The 16,744-nt window shown below is 44.4% G+C and carries 20 protein-coding genes; 10 read left to right on the forward strand and 10 right to left on the reverse strand.

Features of this window, described 5'->3' with window-relative positions:
- Nucleotides 1-2: 2 nt before the first annotated feature.
- Both torC and torE read right to left on the reverse strand, forming a co-directional pair.
- A complete protein-coding gene (gene torC, locus KJB05_RS11420) occupies nt 3-1,187 on the reverse strand; it encodes a pentaheme c-type cytochrome TorC (RefSeq protein ID WP_038894748.1) in 1,185 nt (394 codons plus the stop codon).
- Between the two features lie 50 nt (nt 1,188-1,237).
- A complete protein-coding gene (gene torE / locus KJB05_RS11425; RefSeq protein WP_005450728.1) occupies nt 1,238-1,417 on the reverse strand; it encodes a trimethylamine N-oxide reductase system protein TorE in 180 nt (59 codons plus the stop codon).
- A 463-nt stretch (nt 1,418-1,880) separates the two neighbouring features.
- Between torE and KJB05_RS11430 the strand changes: the two genes are divergently transcribed.
- Nucleotides 1,881-2,681 carry an ABC transporter permease gene (locus KJB05_RS11430; RefSeq protein ID WP_045413745.1) on the forward strand — a complete coding sequence of 267 codons (801 nt, stop codon included), beginning with the start codon at nt 1,881-1,883 and terminating at the stop codon, nt 2,679-2,681.
- 248 nt (nt 2,682-2,929) lie between these two features.
- Nucleotides 2,930-3,067: a hypothetical protein gene (locus KJB05_RS11435; protein WP_086027709.1), complete on the forward strand. Its 138-nt coding sequence runs from the start codon at nt 2,930-2,932 to the stop codon at nt 3,065-3,067.
- A gap of 58 nt (nt 3,068-3,125) precedes the next feature.
- Here the strand turns inward: KJB05_RS11435 and focA are convergent, their stop codons facing one another.
- Nucleotides 3,126-3,986, reverse strand: a complete 861-nt coding sequence (focA, locus tag KJB05_RS11440) for a formate transporter FocA (RefSeq protein WP_005437252.1) — start codon at nt 3,984-3,986, stop codon at nt 3,126-3,128.
- A gap of 299 nt (nt 3,987-4,285) precedes the next feature.
- Between focA and KJB05_RS11445 the strand changes: the two genes are divergently transcribed.
- Complete coding sequence (locus tag KJB05_RS11445; protein WP_005437251.1) at nt 4,286-4,522, forward strand: TIGR02647 family protein; 237 nt, start codon at nt 4,286-4,288, stop codon at nt 4,520-4,522.
- 86 nt (nt 4,523-4,608) lie between these two features.
- On the opposite strand, the gene KJB05_RS11450 is transcribed toward KJB05_RS11445, so the two are convergent.
- The gene (locus KJB05_RS11450) at nt 4,609-5,031 is read right to left on the reverse strand and encodes a PACE efflux transporter (RefSeq protein WP_009705768.1); all 423 of its coding nucleotides are present in this window, start codon (nt 5,029-5,031) and stop codon (nt 4,609-4,611) included.
- Nucleotides 5,032-5,120: 89 nt separating this feature from the next.
- Between KJB05_RS11450 and KJB05_RS11455 the strand changes: the two genes are divergently transcribed.
- The 3 genes from KJB05_RS11455 to KJB05_RS11465 are packed head-to-tail and all read left to right on the forward strand — an operon-like array spanning nt 5,121 to nt 7,484.
- The gene (locus KJB05_RS11455) at nt 5,121-5,993 is read left to right on the forward strand and encodes a LysR family transcriptional regulator (protein ID WP_005437248.1); all 873 of its coding nucleotides are present in this window, start codon (nt 5,121-5,123) and stop codon (nt 5,991-5,993) included.
- 28 nt (nt 5,994-6,021) lie between these two features.
- Nucleotides 6,022-6,849 (forward strand): NAD(P)H-binding protein, encoded by an 828-nt coding sequence (locus KJB05_RS11460; RefSeq protein ID WP_009705766.1) that lies wholly within the window; start codon nt 6,022-6,024, stop codon nt 6,847-6,849.
- Nucleotides 6,846-7,484, forward strand: a complete 639-nt coding sequence (locus KJB05_RS11465; RefSeq protein ID WP_005437242.1) for a YdcF family protein — start codon at nt 6,846-6,848, stop codon at nt 7,482-7,484. Before KJB05_RS11460 ends, KJB05_RS11465 begins: the two co-directional genes overlap by 4 nt.
- Before the next feature lie 75 nt (nt 7,485-7,559).
- Here the strand turns inward: KJB05_RS11465 and KJB05_RS11470 are convergent, their stop codons facing one another.
- Together KJB05_RS11470 and cysS are read right to left on the reverse strand one after the other, a co-directional pair.
- The gene (locus tag KJB05_RS11470; protein WP_005450744.1) at nt 7,560-8,138 is read right to left on the reverse strand and encodes a thymidine kinase; all 579 of its coding nucleotides are present in this window, start codon (nt 8,136-8,138) and stop codon (nt 7,560-7,562) included.
- An 84-nt stretch (nt 8,139-8,222) separates the two neighbouring features.
- Nucleotides 8,223-9,605, reverse strand: a complete 1,383-nt coding sequence (gene cysS, locus KJB05_RS11475; protein WP_208446194.1) for a cysteine--tRNA ligase — start codon at nt 9,603-9,605, stop codon at nt 8,223-8,225.
- 204 nt (nt 9,606-9,809) lie between these two features.
- Here cysS and KJB05_RS11480 point away from each other — a divergent pair, with 204 nt between their 5' ends.
- The 4 genes from KJB05_RS11480 to KJB05_RS11495 all read left to right on the forward strand — a co-directional run bounded on the left by KJB05_RS11480 (nt 9,810) and on the right by KJB05_RS11495 (nt 13,019).
- On the forward strand, nt 9,810-10,304 hold the full coding sequence (locus tag KJB05_RS11480) for a peptidylprolyl isomerase (RefSeq protein ID WP_005437228.1): 495 nt from the start codon (nt 9,810-9,812) through the stop codon (nt 10,302-10,304).
- 60 nt (nt 10,305-10,364) lie between these two features.
- A complete protein-coding gene (lpxH, locus tag KJB05_RS11485; protein WP_208446195.1) occupies nt 10,365-11,102 on the forward strand; it encodes a UDP-2,3-diacylglucosamine diphosphatase in 738 nt (245 codons plus the stop codon).
- Nucleotides 11,103-11,201: 99 nt separating this feature from the next.
- On the forward strand, nt 11,202-12,416 hold the full coding sequence (locus tag KJB05_RS11490) for an EAL domain-containing protein (RefSeq protein WP_027726595.1): 1,215 nt from the start codon (nt 11,202-11,204) through the stop codon (nt 12,414-12,416).
- 87 nt (nt 12,417-12,503) lie between these two features.
- On the forward strand, nt 12,504-13,019 hold the full coding sequence (locus KJB05_RS11495) for a YchJ family protein (protein ID WP_208446196.1): 516 nt from the start codon (nt 12,504-12,506) through the stop codon (nt 13,017-13,019).
- Nucleotides 13,020-13,486: 467 nt separating this feature from the next.
- On the opposite strand, the gene KJB05_RS11500 is transcribed toward KJB05_RS11495, so the two are convergent.
- The 4 genes from KJB05_RS11500 to hisA all read right to left on the reverse strand — a co-directional run bounded on the left by KJB05_RS11500 (nt 13,487) and on the right by hisA (nt 16,740).
- Nucleotides 13,487-14,500 carry an IS110 family transposase gene (locus tag KJB05_RS11500; protein WP_102778931.1) on the reverse strand — a complete coding sequence of 338 codons (1,014 nt, stop codon included), beginning with the start codon at nt 14,498-14,500 and terminating at the stop codon, nt 13,487-13,489.
- 115 nt (nt 14,501-14,615) lie between these two features.
- On the reverse strand, nt 14,616-15,251 hold the full coding sequence (gene hisIE / locus KJB05_RS11505; RefSeq protein ID WP_005389826.1) for a bifunctional phosphoribosyl-AMP cyclohydrolase/phosphoribosyl-ATP diphosphatase HisIE: 636 nt from the start codon (nt 15,249-15,251) through the stop codon (nt 14,616-14,618).
- Entirely contained in the window at nt 15,248-16,021 is a 774-nt protein-coding gene (hisF, locus tag KJB05_RS11510; protein ID WP_208446365.1) for an imidazole glycerol phosphate synthase subunit HisF, read from the reverse strand. The genes hisIE and hisF overlap by 4 nt, the downstream gene beginning before the upstream one ends.
- Complete coding sequence (gene hisA, locus KJB05_RS11515; protein ID WP_208446364.1) at nt 16,003-16,740, reverse strand: 1-(5-phosphoribosyl)-5-[(5-phosphoribosylamino)methylideneamino]imidazole-4-carboxamide isomerase; 738 nt, start codon at nt 16,738-16,740, stop codon at nt 16,003-16,005. Before hisA ends, hisF begins: the two co-directional genes overlap by 19 nt.
- Between the last annotated feature and the right edge of the window lie 4 nt (nt 16,741-16,744).

Genomic DNA, 16,744 nt, shown 5'->3' on the forward strand with positions numbered 1-16,744 from the left:
TATTAGTGGTGACCTTCAGCATAATCTGAAGAGTGCTTCTGTAGGTACTTCAAGATCAGTGCTTCACTGTCTGTATCTAGGTTAACGAACGCTAGCATACCGTCGAACATACCTGGCCATGTGTTCGCATCGAAGTGCGCTTCAGCTGGTTGTGTGTGACATACAGAACAGTTAGTTTTGTAAGCTTCTGCAGATTTTTCCCATACAGGGTTGATGTCGTTCAGCATAGATTCTTTCTTGATCCATACTTTCGCAGCTACTTTCTCCCAAGGAAGACCAGTTAGCTCATCAACTTTCTTCTCACCAGCAGTAACTACTTTAGCGTCTGTTGCTGCTTCTTTTAGTAGCGATGCTACTGCAATGTTCTTACCGAAGTCTTCTTGGATTACACGACCAAAGCCTTTCGCTTTACGCCAGCCATCGATTTCGATTTCAACGTAGTCGCCTTTGTCTTCAAGAACTTTAACTGTTGACGCAGGGTTTAGAAGACCTGCTTCTTCAGTACCTTTATCGTCGAAGTAGATTGGTAGGTGACGAACACTTACTAGTTGCTGACCAACACCGTAATCTGTGTTTGAAGTCATACCTTCTAGGTCACCAACGATACCACCGATGCTGTCCATGCCAGCTGGTAGTTTGTGTGCGATACCTTTGTGACAGTCAACACAGCTTTGATCTTTCTCAGCTGCTTGCTTCATTTGGATACGAGCTGTTGGAGACATTTGCTCGAAGTCCATTGAATCGTAGTTGTGACAGTTTTTACACTCTAGGGATTTGTTTGCAGAGAAACGATCCCATTCGTGTTTAGCAAGTTCGATACGACGCTCTTCGAAAACACCCGGTTCGTCGTAGTTGCCAAATACTTGTGCAAATACTTCTTTAGACGCTTGCATTTTACGAGCGATCTTATCTGTCCAGTTATGTGGAACGTGACAGTCAGGACAAGTAGCACGAACACCAGAGTGGTTTTTCCAGTGAACAGTGTCTTGTAGTTCAACGTATACGTTGTCACGCATTGTGTGACAGCTAATACAGAATTCTTCTGTGTTGGTCGCTTCTAGGGCTGTGTTAAAGCCACCCCAGAAAATAACACCAGCGATGAAACCGCCCATAGTCAGCACGCCAAGGCTGATATGAACTGCCGGGCGCGTCATCGTACGCCACAGTTTAATGATTAATGATTTCATTATTTGCTCTCTTAAAATCTTTTCTAAAGTGTGGTTGTGAGCTCACTGGCTTACATGCCGTGTGCACCTGGAGGACCAAAGAAGAACACTTGTAGTGCCCAAACGATAAATCCGTAGCCACCTACGAAAGCCACACTCAGAATTGGGAAGAGAACAACTGCAATGAAGAGGAAAGACTTCCACTCCAGTGAGCGTTTTTCACCACTCTCAATTTTGTTAACATCACTCATACATTTGCCTATTTTGTATCTAGTGTTATTGAAAAGCTCGCGTTACCAAGCTTAAGTTTTTTACAATCTCTATTGGAAAATGTTAGACCATACTAACAGTAAGGTTCAATCAAATCTGACGCTCCAGCCCTTGTTATCCAACACTTTTTTGAGCTCATCCAGAGATGTGTTTGATTGATATTCTTTGTGAAGAAATATTAATGGATGTGAAGAAATAAGTCTTTTGCATACATGTTAAGAATACAACATAAGATTAACTTTGTTTACAATTTTATGGATTTTTTCGTGCTACTAAATCGCTATTTTTTCGACTAAAGACAAGAAGTTGTGATCCAAATGTTAATAACACCTCACCAAATGTCTGCTTTTTTCTGGACATAAGATTGCAAAAAAACAGAGTTCTGCAATTCATAAACCAAATGAGGTCCGTTAAAATCAGACGGTTAATTTTGGGAGAAGATTTATGAATCAGGTTGTCGATATAAATTGGTTTGAACTCGCACTTTTTAGTTTGATTCTTGTCGTTCCCCTTACCATTAATGCTCGATACAAATTAGGCATAGCCAAAGACACTGCCATCAGTGTTGCCCGTATGACCGTGCAATTAATTTTGGTTGGTGTGTACCTTGAGTATCTATTTGAACTAAATAGCCTGATCGTGAACTTAGCGTGGTTAGCGATTATGGTAGTGGTTGGCGCGAGCTCAATTGTGGGTAAAGCAAACCTCCCTAAAAAACCTCTAATGATGCCCCTCATCACCGGATTGTCATGCAGTTTACTTCCACTTCTTGCAGCCATCGCATTGGGCCTTGTAAAGCCTGAGCCTTTCTATAACGCACAATACATGATCCCTCTAGCGGGAATGCTACTTGGCAACAGCTTGAGTAGTAACATCGTCGCGCTACAGAACTTGTTCACCGCTTTCGAACAGCGAAAATCTGAATATGAAGCCGCCATTTCTCTTGGGGCTGCACCTAAGTACGCTTCCTTCCCCTTCCTTCAAGAAGCGCTTCGTAAATCTCTTGCTCCAATCCTAGCTTCGATGGCGACTACAGGGTTAGTGACCCTCCCTGGGATGATGACAGGTCAAATTCTGGGAGGAGCGAGCCCTATGGTGGCAATCAAGTATCAACTGGTCATCATGTTGGCGATTTTTGTCATGCTAAGTGTGTCGGTAGCAATTACCTTAGAGATGACGCTTACCTGTGTACAAACTAAAGAAGGACGCATTAAAGTGAAGTTTATCAACAAAGAGAAAGCCTAACGTGCTCACTAAATAGTCATATAAGCATCTCATTTTATGAATTTTTCTGGATCACAATAGATACTCACGATCTTTGCGACAGGTTATCCACAGAAAATGTGGATAAACCCCTAAAACCCATAAGCAACCAGAAACATAAGTGTCATTTCGGACACCCCTCTTCTGAGAAATTTAATGGTCATTGATTGGTCATTGAACCGTCACTTTACTCCTCTAAAGTGAGGTTAACCGACAACGGGAGAGCTCACATGGATATGTTAATCACGCGAGAAAAGGTCGAAGACTTATTATTAGACACGCCAGTGGATTGGCTAGTGCAAGAACCCTCAGAGATGACGTCTCACTGGACGCCAAACGAATATGGCGTCAATGAAGAGTTGGTTTAAACACTAAGGTTGAAAAGATCAAAAAAAGGCAAGCCACTGGGCTTGCCTTTCTTAAAAATTACTTAAGATGCTTGTCTTCATCACGTAGGTAAATCATCCAGTACCACATGCCAACGAAGACACCACCACCGATGATATTACCAATCGTTACAGGGATAAGATTGTTCACCAAAAAGCCCATCATGTTCAGATCCGCATAGTCTGCGATGTTTGCACCTGTCATTTGCCAGAACGATTCTGGAGCAAAGTACTTAATACCGATCGCCATTGGTACTTGGAACATGTTCGCAATACAGTGCTCAAAGCCAGCAGAAACGAACATAGCAACAGGCAAGATCATTACTGCGATTTTATCCGTTAGTGTGCGCCCACTGAACGTCATCCAAACTGCAATACAGACCAAAACGTTACACATGATGCCCAGCGCGACAGCTTGGAAGAAACCGTGATGCAGTTTGTGTTGCGAAATTGCCATCGCGTTCAAACCGACTTGACCACCGTCGAACATGTATTGCTTAGTGATCAGCATACACACAACCAGTAAAACTGCGCCGACCATGTTACCGAAGTACACGACCACCCAGTTTTTCATCAAGGCTTTCCATGAAATCTTGCCGCTTGCACGAGCCACCAGCGTAAGAACCGAGCTAGTAAATAGCTCACCGCCGGTTACCACCACCAAGATCAAGCCAAGGCTGAATGCCAAACCACCAATAAGGCGAGTAATGCCCCAAGGGAGATCACCGGCACCTGTGGTTACGGTTGTATAAAAAATAAAAGCGATACCAATGTGAAGACCTGCAGAAATAGCCAGCAGGAAAGATTTCATCGGAGCTTTAGTTGCTTTGCCAACACCTACTTCGGCGGCACGTTCAGCAGCCTGAGGTGGTAATAGTGAGTCAAACTGATTGAAGTTCATGGAAGTGTAACATTTAGAAACAATTAACGAGGCGCGGATAATCGCTCCATTTCCAGACTTTTTCAAGGGCTATTTTTCATGTTTACTAAATTTGTTGTTGCTGAGAGAGTAATCGATAAAATTCAACTATGAGTTCTTGTCTTAACCATTATTAATATTTGGGTCAAATGTTTACCTTAGAATAAAAAACCCGCGTTATATCAGGCCTATAGCGCGGCACTTAACATTTCTAAGTGTTTTCTATTGCTCAACCTTAGTTTTCAGACTAGCTTGGATAAAAAAGTACGAAGGAAATATCTATGAAATATTCAGCTGACCACATTGCCGAACTGAACCTACTTCTTCAATTCGATTTAAGCAGCGCAGCAACGGGCATCAAAGTCCACAAAGAAGCTTCAGAAGAAATGCAGGCAGCGGTTGCTCGTCTGTATGAGAAACAACTTTGCACACAGCCGGACGGCGGTTACCTAACTGATGAAGGCATTGAAGTTGCAGAACACGCCGATAAAATTCTTCGCGTACTAACTGCAGAATAAGCTCATATAAATAAGCAAGTTCTAAAATTAAAAGCCACCATACTTGGTGGCTTTTTTGATAATTATATTTATCTAGACTCACTATATTAAGCGATTAATTTTCTCATTTTTCCAAAAGGCTGAATTTTATCGTAAGCCCAGTTAAAGCCCGTTGCATAAAATAAGAAGAAAATTAGAAAACCAGCTTCCAATGCAAGCGCTTGTAATAAAGTTATTTGCAAGAACCACGCAATGACCGGAATCGATAGGAAAATCAATCCGCCCTCAAAGCCAAGTGTGTGACCAATTCGCATTGCTAAACTGCGGTCCTCTCGGTTCGAGCCAAACCATTTATCAAAGTACAGGTTATAAATGTAGTTCCAAACTACGGTGTAAAGACTCAAGCCAATACCAACCACTGCCAAGTCACTCGATCCCTTCCCTGTTATCAAAGAAGCCGCAGGAATGATGATCGCCAATGCAATCATTTCAAATAGTACAGCGTGAAAGATACGTTCGTTACGAGTCATGATGTTTTACCTAAATAGTTCTACTCAATGACTGGCATTTTATCTATCATTTAGATAAGTAAAAGTTAGATACCATCGGTAAAAGCGATATGTTTACTATTGAACAACTTCAAGCGTTCGTCACCACTTCAGAGGCCGGATCTTTCTCGGCAGCAGCACGTAAGCTTGGGCGAGCTCAATCGGTGATCAGCCAACACATCATGAATATGGAGCTCGATTGTGGCGTTGACTTATTTGACCGCACAGGTCGCTATCCTAAACTGACTGAGAAAGGACATCAGTTGATGCCCTATGCCCTCGCCACCTTAAGCCAACTAGATCGACTGAATAACAAAGCATCTCAACTCTTTTCTGCACCAGCGAGTAAACTCGTTCTTGCAGTTGATGAGGGGATTCCACTAACCCGTCTCCCCATTGCTTTAAAACATTTGGAACAAAAGTTTCCTAACCTTCAAGTGGAATGTCTCACGGCTTCAAGTCCAGATATCATCGAGTTGGTGAAATCAGAGCGTGCTACCACAGGCATTATATTAAGTGACTTACAGATGCCTAAAAACGTCGACCTGTCTAACCTAGGTCATATCGGCTTTGATGTATTTGTCTCTTCAGAACATCCACTCGCACAACAAAAGATCCGCAACATTGATGAACTCAAGCAACATCGTCAACTCGTTATCCGCTCAAAGAGTGAAGATGTAAGCGGTCTTAATCAGGCGTTTAGCCCGGATATCTGGTACGCTGATGATTACTACATATTATTAGAACTGGCGAACAAGGGATTTGGTTGGTGCTTTCTTCCTGAGCATTTGGTGTCTTACGCACCGAATACGCTGATCAAAATTGGCGAAGAATTCACAAAGCTGGCTTGGCAGGTCAACATTGACTTGATACAACATCAGAAATGGCATTCCGATCCCCTACACCAACAAGCCAGATTAGAATTACAAACCCTGTTTGAGTGATCTCAGGGCTAACAGTAGGAACACACAGATGGCAAATACATTGATCGTAGGTGCAGGCTGGTTAGGCACCCCACTTGCACAAACTTTGATTGACCAAGGACATCAAGTTACGGTGACACGTCGAAGCCAAACTAGGCTAGATGAGTTCCCGCTCACTTCCGTTCAACCTGCTCTGCTCGATCTTAACGAACCACACTCACAGCAACAGCTTATTGAGCTTATCGAACAACACCAAATTGAACGCATTGTTGGCGCTTTCCCACCAGGATTTCGTAAAGGCAATGGGCAAGAGTACGCACAGCAGTGGCAACGCTTAGTTTCAGCAGCCAAACAAAGCAGTGTAAACAAACTGCTCATGGTGAGCTCCACCACGGTATATCCAAACCTTGCTGTCGATATGAAAGAAGAAGACGCCACACTCGCCTTGGCACAAACGAGCGAACACTTCTCAGACAACGCCCGCATCATGCTACAAGCTGAACAATATGTGATTGATTCTGGAATCGACTATGCCATCGTTCGTTGTAGTGGTTTGATTGGCTCTGACCGCCACCCTTCTCGCTTTGCAATGCGATTAAAACAAGTGAGCCGTAAGGCCCCTGCAAACATGGTGCATCAAAACGATGCGGTAGCCGCGACAGCTTTCGCGCTTAATCAAATTGATAACGAAGTGGTAAACGCTACAACGCCAAATACCGTCAGCAAAGCAGAGTTTTACCAAGCGGCGATTACCCAAAGCGATTTAGATATAGCACTTCCGCCAGTCACAGAAACCGCCGATAAACGAATCCTAGCAGACAAACTTGTCGCACTTGGCTATCAGTTCCAATTCAATTCAACGCTGGACGCACTATGAAGCTTTATCAACACATTGAAACCCTGTGGGATTACATGCAACTCAAGCAAGAGCTAAAACCTGCCAGCTGCTTATTTGTTATGTGCAGCAATGACTTACGTGTTGCCGAATACGCGGCCAAACTCTACCAACAAAAACTTGCGCCACTCATTGTGTTTTCTGGTGGCGAAGGGCGTTTTACAGATGGCTTGTTTGACAAAAGCGAAGCAGAAACATTCGCAGAAATCGCAAAACTAGCGGGCGTGCCAAGTGAAGCAATATTAGTTGAGACAAAATCCAGCAACAGCGGCGAGAACGTTCGCTTCACCGAACAGTTGTTGAAAGAAAAAGGGATTAGCTGTGATTCTCTCATCTTGGTTCAAAAGCCATTTATGGAACGACGCGCCATTGCAACCTTTGAAAAACAGTGGCAATCGCCTTATTCGCATCTCCAAGTGACTTCTACTGCGCATCCTTTCTTTGAATACATCAACGAAGAAATGCCCCTGATGATGGTACTGGAAGCATTGATGGAAGATTTTTCTCGTGTGAAGACTTACCCAGAGAAAGGCTTTCAAACAGAACAAGAAATCCCTGCTCACGTTGAATCTTCTTACCAAGCACTGAGAGAAAAGTTCGAGTTTGGTCTCGCGTAATCCTTCGTTCAGCGACCAACAATCAGACAATAAAAAAGCCACCGAATTCGGTGGCTTTCTCTTATCTAGATTGGCTTACTTACCAAGTGCTTCTTTGTAGTGCTGACGACAAACCGATACGTAACGGTCGTTACCGCCAATCGCGACTTGATCACCTTCTTTGATTGCAACGCCGTGCTCATCAGTACGGATAACCATGTTTGCCTTGCGACCACAATGACAAATCGTTTTTAGTTCAACCAATTTGTCTGCCCATGATAATAGGTACTTGCTGCCTTCAAAAAGTTCGCCTAGAAAATCGGTACGAAGACCATAGCAAAGTACAGGAATATGCAGTTTATCAACCACTTCTGTTAGTTGGTAAACCTGTTCTTTCGACAAGAACTGACACTCATCAATTAGGATACAGTGACGTTTTTCAACTTCATGCAGTGCTGCAATCTCTTGGTAAAGGTTGGTATCTGGACGGAACAAATGCGCGTCTGATTGCAAACCAATACGAGAGCTCACTTTACCTACGCCGTAGCGATCATCTAACGCTGCAGTGAAAATCACAGGCGTCATGCCACGTTCTTGGTAGTTAAATGAAGATTGAAGAAGAGTTGTCGATTTACCCGCGTTCATTGCCGAGTAATAGAAATACATCTGAGCCACAGAGCACTACCTTCGTTAAAGTTTAGAATTTATAAAAGCTTGTAAAGAAAAGGGCTGAATCATCAGCCCTTTTAAAAGATTCGATTACTTACGACGCCACGTTGTGCCTTCTGGACCATCTTCCAGAACAATGCCCATTTCCGTCAGCTTGTCACGAGCCATATCTGCGTTAGCCCAGTCTTTTGCTGCACGAGAATCGTTACGTAGCTTAATTAGCGCTTCGATTTCAGCCACTTCATCGTCGTTGCCTGCATCACCTTTTAGGAATGCTTCTGGATCTTGGTGAAGGATACCGATCACGTCAGCTAGTTCACGCATTAGCGCACCTAGCTCACTCGCTTTCTCTAGGTTTTCTGTCTTAAGGCGGTTTACTTCACGCGCCATGTCAAACAGTACTGAGTAAGCTTCTGGTGTGTTGAAGTCATCGTTCATCGCTGCTGTATAGCGAGTCACGTATTCTTCACCACCTGCTGGCGCAGCATTTAGATCCAAACCACGTAGAGATGTGTATAGACGCTCAAGAGACGCGCGTGCTTGGTTTAGGTTATCTTCGCTGTAGTTTAGCTGGCTACGGTAGTGACCAGACATTAGGAAGTAACGAACTGTCTCAGCATCGTAGTGACCGAGAACGTCACGGATAGTGAAGAAGTTACCTAGAGACTTTGACATCTTCTCACGGTCTACCATTACCATGCCGCTGTGCATCCATGTGTTCACGTATTGAGTGTCGTGTGCACAGCATGATTGCGCGATTTCGTTCTCGTGGTGTGGGAACTGAAGATCAGAACCGCCGCCGTGAATGTCGAAGTGATTGCCTAGGATTGACGAGTTCATTGCAGAACATTCGATGTGCCAACCTGGACGGCCTGGACCCCATGGTGATTCCCATGTTGGTTCACCCGGTTTAGACATCTTCCAAAGTACGAAGTCTAGCGGGCTGCGTTTTGCCGTTTCGATATCAACACGCGCACCAGCTTGAAGCTGATCAAGGTCTTGCTTAGACAGCTTGCCGTATTCGTTGAACTTACCTACTTCAAACATTACGTCGCCATTGTCTGCAACGTAAGCGAAACCACGCTCGATTAGCTTTTCAACCAATTCGATGATTTCAGCAATGAACTGTGTCGCACGAGGCTCAACGTCAGGACGTTTCATGTTCAGAGCATCGAAGTCAGCGTGCATTTCGCCGATAAGACGTTCAGTCAGTGAATCACAAGACTCACCATTTTCTGCAGCACGCTTGATGATTTTGTCATCGATGTCAGTGATGTTACGTACAAATGTTAGGTCATAGCCAAGGTAACGAAGGTAGCGAGACACTACATCGAAAGAAACAAATGTACGACCGTGACCGATGTGACAGAGATCGTAGATGGTAACTCCACAGACATACATGCCAACTTTGCCGGCTGTAATTGGTTTGAATTCCTCTTTCTGTCTTGTGAGTGTGTTATATATCTTTAACATGATCTCTATCTATGCTTGTGAATGAATTACGAGAAGAAGGAGTATAACAACTCCGACCTTATTAGGTAATAGCAATTAACGGATAAAACGATAATCGGCTAAACTTCAAGCACAAAGCGTATATTTTCATTGTCCTGAGTTTTCCATGCGTATTAACTTAGGCTAGAATCCCTCTTTGAATACAACACAGTAAAGGAAAATAGCATGATCACCCTTCACACTAATTTTGGTGACATCAAGATTCAACTAAACGAAGAGAAAGCGCCAGAAACTAGCGCAAACTTCCTTCAATACTGCCGCGACGGTTTCTACGACAACACGCTTTTCCACCGTGTTATTGACGGCTTCATGATCCAAGGTGGTGGTATGGAGTCTGGTCTACGTGAAAAAGCTACACGTGCACCTATCAAGAACGAAGCAAACAACGGCCTTAGCAACAAAGTGGGTACACTTGCTATGGCACGTACTATGGAGCCGCATTCAGCAAGCTCTCAGTTCTTCATCAACGTAAACAACAACACGTTCCTAGATTTCCGTAGCGAAAGCCTAGATGGTTGGGGTTACTGTGTATTCGGTGAAGTAATCGAAGGCATGGACATCGTGAACAAGATCAAAGGTGTTAGCACTGGTTCTTACGGCATGCACCAAGACGTACCTCTAGAAGACGTAATGATCACTGGTACTACAATCGAAGAGTAATTCTATAGAATTGCTATTAAGAGATAAGTTTGTGGGGAGGCTTAGCCTCCCCTTATTTCTATGACGACATTATTTATATCTGATCTCCACCTGACCCCTTCTCGTCCAGACATTACGGAATGTTTCGTGACGTTCATGCGTAATGAAGCGATCCACGCCGACGCACTGTACGTGCTTGGTGATTTGTTCGAGTTCTGGATTGGTGACGATGACAACACCCCTTTTGCAGACCAAATCCGTGCAGAATTTAAAACACTGACGGATGCGGGTGTGCCAACTTTTTTCATCCAAGGCAATCGAGACTTTTTACTCGGGAAACGCTTTTGCAAAGAAACCGGTATGACATTACTTGATGATGTCTGCACGATTGATCTTTATGGTCAAAAAGCCGTAATCCTACATGGCGATACGCTTTGCATTGACGATGTGAAATACCAAGAGTTTAGAAAAACCGTTCACAAGCCATGGCTACAATGGTTGTTCAATCGCATTCCATGGTTCGTTAAGAAAAGAATTGTCGCTAAAGTTCAATCTGACATTCGAGACGACAAAAAAAACAAGTCTCTCGACATCATGGACGTCAACCAAAGCGAAGTTGAGCGAGTATTGTCTCAAAATTGCGTCAACTTGATGATTCATGGTCACACGCATCGACCAAATACACATATTTTTGAGCTAAATGGTGCTAAAAACACTCGTATTGTTTTAGGCGATTGGTATACCCAAGGCTCAGTTTTAAAAGTAAATTCTGACCATTTTGACTTGCAAACACGACCGTTTGACACAGAATTGAAGTAAAGCATGTCGAGCGTGTTGAAGATTGACGCGCAAAGCATAGAAATTTTGAAAAAAATCGCTATTATCGTATTACTCAGTTAAACAGAACAAAGTACCGCATTGAAGTATTCATACGTAGCTCGCCAGCCGATATTGGACAGAGAAAAGCGTACCATAGGGTATGAGCTTCTCTTCCGTGACGGTCCGAAAAATACCTTCCCAGAAGTAGAACCCGAGCTGGCTACTAGTCGACTTCTATCTGATCATTTTCTTACCACACACTACAGCACTCTGGGTGACAAGCTCGGCTTTGTTAATTTTCCTTACCAAAGCTTGGTTAACCTCGTTCCTACCCTGTTTCCTAACGAATCATTAGTTGTTGAGGTATTAGAAGATTGTGAGCCGACTGATGAACTGCTTCATGCGATAAAACAACTGCATGCATCTGGGTATCGCGTTGCGTTAGATGACTTTGTTCCAACTAAAGCTTGGAAGCGGTTTTTACCTTACGTCGCGATAATCAAATTCGACATTCGCTTAATACCGATCGAAAAAGCGGCCATTTACATTCAGTCGTTAGGGCATTTTGGCATTGATTTCTTAGCCGAAAAGGTCGAAACCTATGAAGAGTTTGAACAAGCGATGGACGCAGGTTTTGACTTCTTCCAAGGATACTTTTTCAGTAAGCCTGAAATGATTCAGAAGAAGCGCCTCAATCCCGCGTTTCTAACAGTAATTCAGCTATGTAAAGAGATCGCAGATAAACCTATCGACTTTAATGAGGTCGAGCGTTTGTTCTCTATTGATGTCACTCTGTCATACAAGCTACTGACTTATGTAAACTCGGGTTACACGCTCACAACGAAGATCAAATCGTTCCGACAAGCATTAGTGTACCTTGGTGAAGACCGTTTAAGACGTTTCATTTCACTTGTCGCGATTGCTTCGGTGCATGAAGACAAGCCTGATTCTCTCTATTCATTAGCAATTCAACGTGCACGGATGTGTGAGATTCTGTTGAGTCAGATGCACACCAAGTATGACCCTGGTCAGGCGTTTCTTACTGGAATGTTTTCACTGTTGGGTTCTCTCCTCGATCAACCTCTTGAAGATGTGATCAGTGATATTCCAGTCGATGAAGACATCAAATATGCCTTAACCGGACACAAAGGCGTTTTGGGTTACCTTCTATCAATGATCATCGCGTACGAGAAAGCAGATTGGGAAATGACAGAGAAATACTGTACCGCCCTAAAACTCACTGAGCCACAATTAGCTAAAGCGTTTAGCCAATCCACGGCTTGGGCTCAAGAACTGCTGTCTCAAACGCCCTAAATCGCTATAATGCCCCAAAGAATACCTGCGACCTCACTTATGTGAGGTTGTTTGTTTTTACCGCTCAATTAATCGAGATTTCATTTTATGGCTTCTTCTTGTCCTTGCGGCTCTAACCGCACCTACCAACAGTGTTGTGAAATTGCCCACAATAACCATGCTGACGTCACCACACCGGAGCAACTAATGCGCTCTCGTTACAGTGCGCATGTATTAGGTCTAGTGGATTATGTGGTGAACACGTACCACCCAAGCTGTAATGCAGAAGAGCAACGTGAAGGCATTGCCCAATCCATCGACAGCGATTGGTGCAAGCTTGAGGTAGTAAAAGCCGAAGCGAGCAGCAACGAGAATGAAGGTTTTGTTGAATTCAACGCTTACTTTGATGAAGACGGCAAACGCTACTGCATGACCGAGCGTTCTCGTTTCGTGAAAGAAGATGGGCTTTGGTACTACATTGACGGCACATTTCCAGAAGAAGAGCCAGAAGAAGAACCAAAACAAGATCCTCGCCTAAACCAGCCAGTAAGTAGCTTAAAAGTAGGTCGCAACGACCCGTGTATCTGCGGAAGCGGTAAGAAATTTAAGAAGTGTTGTGGGTAAGATCATCCACGCTTAGCTTATTGAGCTCGCTTTAATTAGATTCCTGATCTCGCCTAGGTTCGTTGGTATGACGTGAATATATGTACCTGTTTGAAGTAAATAAATCTACTGCAAGCACCATTAGAAAATATACCGTCATTCTGAACAGCGAGGAACGAGTGTGATCCAGAGTCTAATCGCTACTAGCACTGTTGCCGGGTTTTCCCCCGAATCAAGAACACTAAAGTAAAAATGTATGGTCCGCCCCGTTATTGCAACTACAATTTAGTAATAACGGAGTTGGTTTGCGCTAATGTATTCGGAGTCCACGTTGGGAACATTAACTTCCCGCTCCACGATGATATCCGCGCCAGATTATCCTTAAAAGCCCCAAAGCAACTAGGTGCTATTTTTTGTATCAGGTTACTAATCTGGCCGATCGACCGTTTTTGTCATCACGTTCATTGGCGTTGCAAACTTGGTTATGGCTATACAGCCTTAAAAGCTTGGCGGTGGTACAACACCGCCCAAGCTATTCTTGCTAGCTTATTGGCAAGTGCGACTACCACTACATTAAACGGCTTTGTTGCTCGTAAATTGACTAACCAATCTCCAAACACTTTTCCTGTTGTTTCTATCCTAGATAGCACGGACCTCGCTCCATGTATAAATAGAGCGCGAAGGTGTTTGTTCCCTCGTTTACTCATGCCTAATAGCTTTGATTTGCCACCCGTTGAATACTGCCTTGGAACGAGTCCTAGCCATGCAGCCATCTCGCGACCTCCACCAAAGTTTGAAGGAGAACTGATATTAGCCACACACAGCGTTGCTGTTAAATCACCAATACCAGGAATACTCTTCAAAAGCTCGGCATTTTCATTATTTTCAGTAATTGCTTTCAGTTTTCTATCTTGAGTAGATACTTGCTCATTTAGGTATTTATAGTGCTCATGAATCGAGAGCAACTCAGCGACCAGACTCGGTGGTAGTTTTATATCTTGCTCGGCCAACCACTGAAATAGCGCTTTCATCTTGGCATGGCCTTTAGGAAAACTCAGCCCAAACTCAAGTAGTATTGCTCCAATTCGGCTCATACAAGCCGTTCGTTCTTTTATATAACCATCCCTCACTCGATGGATAGCTGCGATTACCTGAGCTTCCTCTGACTTGGCAGAGACAAATCTCATGCTTGGTCGACTCGCTGCTTCTGCTATCGCAGCTGCATCAATAAAGTCGTTCTTGTTACCTTTGACGTAAGGTTTTACATATTGAGGCGGGATAAGTCGAACTCGATGCCCATAGGCTTCACACTTTCTCGCAAGCCAGTGAGCACCACCACAGGCTTCAAAAGCGATGATGGTAGGTTCAAGTACAGATAAGAAACGGAGTAGTTGGCTTCGACTAAACTTACGGCGAATAACGTCTTTGCCAGTGTGATTGTTACCAACCGCATGAAAGCAGTGCTTGCCTAAATCGATACCTAAGATGTGAATGGTAGACATATGGTTCACCTCGTTCTGAGAGCCTACTCTAAGCGTAGGGCTTGAGAGTGAGGCGGACCATATAATTAGCCCCTAGGCTCGAGAGCATAGGGGCTTTCATTTATCTATAGCAGGTTTATTTATGACGCTCTTTCAGTTTGTTCACTACGTCATTCATCGATAAGCCTTGGTCTTGAAGCAATACCAGCAAGTGGTAAATCAAGTCTGCTGATTCACACACTAGCTCCGCCTTATCGCCCGACGTCGCCGCAAGCGCGACTTCAACGCCTTCTTCGCCCACTTTTTGCGAAATACGCTTGGTGCCACGGGCATAAAGACTGGCAGTATAAGAGGAATCTGGGTCGGCACTCTTGCGGGCAGCCAATAGCTGCTCAAGTTGATGAAGCCACACCATTTGTGACTCCTCTTGAGGGTCCACATCCCAGCAAGTTGTGTTACCCAAGTGACACGTAGGACCAATGGGATTCACTTTCACCAGTAGCGTGTCGTTGTCGCAATCGAGCTGCATGTTCACCAATTGCAATACGTTGCCAGAGGTCTCACCTTTCGTCCAAAGACGTTGCTTGGTACGAGAGAAAAACGTCACTTGACCTGTTTCGCCCGTTTTTGCCAACGCATCTTGGTTCATGTAACCCATCATCAGCACTTGGCTTGATTGAAAATCTTGTACGATGGCAGGTACCAGACCATCCACCTTTTCCCAGTTGATTCGCTCAGCTAGCGAACTTACTTCGGCGGCTTTCACACTCATAGTCGTACCTCAATGCCTTGTTGTTTCAAATACTGCTTTAGTTCACCAATATTGATGACTTGCTTGTGGAATACCGATGCGGCAAGCGCGCCATCCACATTTGCTTTTTGGTAGGCTTCTGCGAAGTGCTCCATGGCACCTGCACCACCCGATGCAATCAATGGCACTTTACACACTTCACGCACCATATTAAGTTGTTCAATATCGTAGCCATTACGCACGCCATCTTGGTTCATCATGTTCAGTACGATTTCACCAGCGCCGCGTTTTTGTACTTCTTGCACCCAATCACGCGTTTCCCATTGAGTTGCTTTGGTGCGTTCTTCATCGCCAGTAAACTGGTAAACCTGATACTTGCCGGTCTCTTTGTCGTAGTATGAATCGATACCAACGACGATACATTGCACACCAAACTTATCAGCAAGGTCAGTAATCAATTGCGGGTTCGCCAATGCAGGTGAGTTGATAGACACTTTGTCTGCACCAAACTCAAGAATGCGCGCTGCGTCTTCCGCTGATTTAATACCACCAGCCACACAGAAAGGAATATCAATCACTTCAGCAACGCGAGCGACCCAACTTTTATCGACGACACGACCATCACTTGAAGCAGTAATATCGTAGAACACAAGCTCGTCTGCGCCCTCTTCCGCATAACGCTGCGCCAGAGGAACGATATCGCCAATGATTTCATGGTTACGGAACTGAACGCCCTTTACCACTTGTCCATCACGAACATCAAGACATGGAATTATTCGCTTTGCCAACATGCAAACGCCTCCTCTGCTGTGAACTTACCATCTAACAGTGCACGACCAACAATCACACCAGCCACACCGCTGCCTTTTAGCGCTTCGATATCTGCTAATGAGCCAATGCCACCTGAAGATTGAAACTGCACTTGTGGGTACTGTTTGCATAGGTCAACGTAAAGCTCTACGTTTGAGCCTTCTAGCGTACCGTCACGAGAAATGTCCGTACAAAGCACGTGCTGCAAACCTACCGTTAGGTAATCGTTGATCAGAGCTTCGATAGTCACGCCTGAGTCTTCTTGCCAACCAGAGATCGCCACTTTACGCGTGCCGTCTTGATCGATGTTGATGTCTAGCGCGAGAACGATTTTCTCTTCGCCGTATTTTTCCATCCAACCTTTCACAAGCTCTGGCTGTTTTACTGCTGTAGAACCAACAACAACACGCTGAGCACCAGCTTCTAGCAGGTCAATCACGTCTTGCTCTGTACGTACGCCGCCACCGATTTGGATGTTCGCTGGCGTGCTTGCTAGTAGCTTTGCAATCAAATCAAGCTGGCGTGCTGTCGTGTCTTTCGCGCCAGTTAAATCCACCAAGTGCAGCCAGTTAGCACCCGCTTGGTGGTACAAGTTGAACTGCTCTGCTGGGTCGACTTTGTACTCGGTTACTTGGCCGTAATCACCTTGATAAAGGCGAACCACCTGTCCTTCAATTAAATCAAGAGCTGGAATAATCACACTA

The organism is Vibrio sp. B1ASS3 (assembly GCF_905175355.1).
Classification (GTDB): Bacteria; Pseudomonadota; Gammaproteobacteria; order Enterobacterales; family Vibrionaceae; genus Vibrio; species Vibrio owensii.

Excerpts from the sequence above, each read along its gene's own strand:
- torC (WP_038894748.1), bottom strand. The coding sequence starts at position 1,187 with ATGAAATCATTAATCATTAAACTGTGGCGTACGATGACGCGCCCGGCA.
- torE (WP_005450728.1), bottom strand. The coding sequence starts at position 1,417 with ATGAGTGATGTTAACAAAATTGAGAGTGGTGAAAAACGCTCACTGGAG.
- KJB05_RS11430 (WP_045413745.1), top strand. The coding sequence starts at position 1,881 with ATGAATCAGGTTGTCGATATAAATTGGTTTGAACTCGCACTTTTTAGT.
- KJB05_RS11435 (WP_086027709.1), top strand. The coding sequence starts at position 2,930 with ATGGATATGTTAATCACGCGAGAAAAGGTCGAAGACTTATTATTAGAC.
- focA (WP_005437252.1), bottom strand. The coding sequence starts at position 3,986 with ATGAACTTCAATCAGTTTGACTCACTATTACCACCTCAGGCTGCTGAA.
- KJB05_RS11445 (WP_005437251.1), top strand. The coding sequence starts at position 4,286 with ATGAAATATTCAGCTGACCACATTGCCGAACTGAACCTACTTCTTCAA.
- KJB05_RS11450 (WP_009705768.1), bottom strand. The coding sequence starts at position 5,031 with ATGACTCGTAACGAACGTATCTTTCACGCTGTACTATTTGAAATGATT.
- KJB05_RS11455 (WP_005437248.1), top strand. The coding sequence starts at position 5,121 with ATGTTTACTATTGAACAACTTCAAGCGTTCGTCACCACTTCAGAGGCC.
- KJB05_RS11460 (WP_009705766.1), top strand. The coding sequence starts at position 6,022 with ATGGCAAATACATTGATCGTAGGTGCAGGCTGGTTAGGCACCCCACTT.
- KJB05_RS11465 (WP_005437242.1), top strand. The coding sequence starts at position 6,846 with ATGAAGCTTTATCAACACATTGAAACCCTGTGGGATTACATGCAACTC.
- cysS (WP_208446194.1), bottom strand. The coding sequence starts at position 9,605 with ATGTTAAAGATATATAACACACTCACAAGACAGAAAGAGGAATTCAAA.
- KJB05_RS11480 (WP_005437228.1), top strand. The coding sequence starts at position 9,810 with ATGATCACCCTTCACACTAATTTTGGTGACATCAAGATTCAACTAAAC.
- lpxH (WP_208446195.1), top strand. The coding sequence starts at position 10,365 with ATGACGACATTATTTATATCTGATCTCCACCTGACCCCTTCTCGTCCA.
- KJB05_RS11495 (WP_208446196.1), top strand. The coding sequence starts at position 12,504 with ATGGCTTCTTCTTGTCCTTGCGGCTCTAACCGCACCTACCAACAGTGT.
- KJB05_RS11500 (WP_102778931.1), bottom strand. The coding sequence starts at position 14,500 with ATGTCTACCATTCACATCTTAGGTATCGATTTAGGCAAGCACTGCTTT.
- hisIE (WP_005389826.1), bottom strand. The coding sequence starts at position 15,251 with ATGAGTGTGAAAGCCGCCGAAGTAAGTTCGCTAGCTGAGCGAATCAAC.
- hisF (WP_208446365.1), bottom strand. The coding sequence starts at position 16,021 with ATGTTGGCAAAGCGAATAATTCCATGTCTTGATGTTCGTGATGGACAA.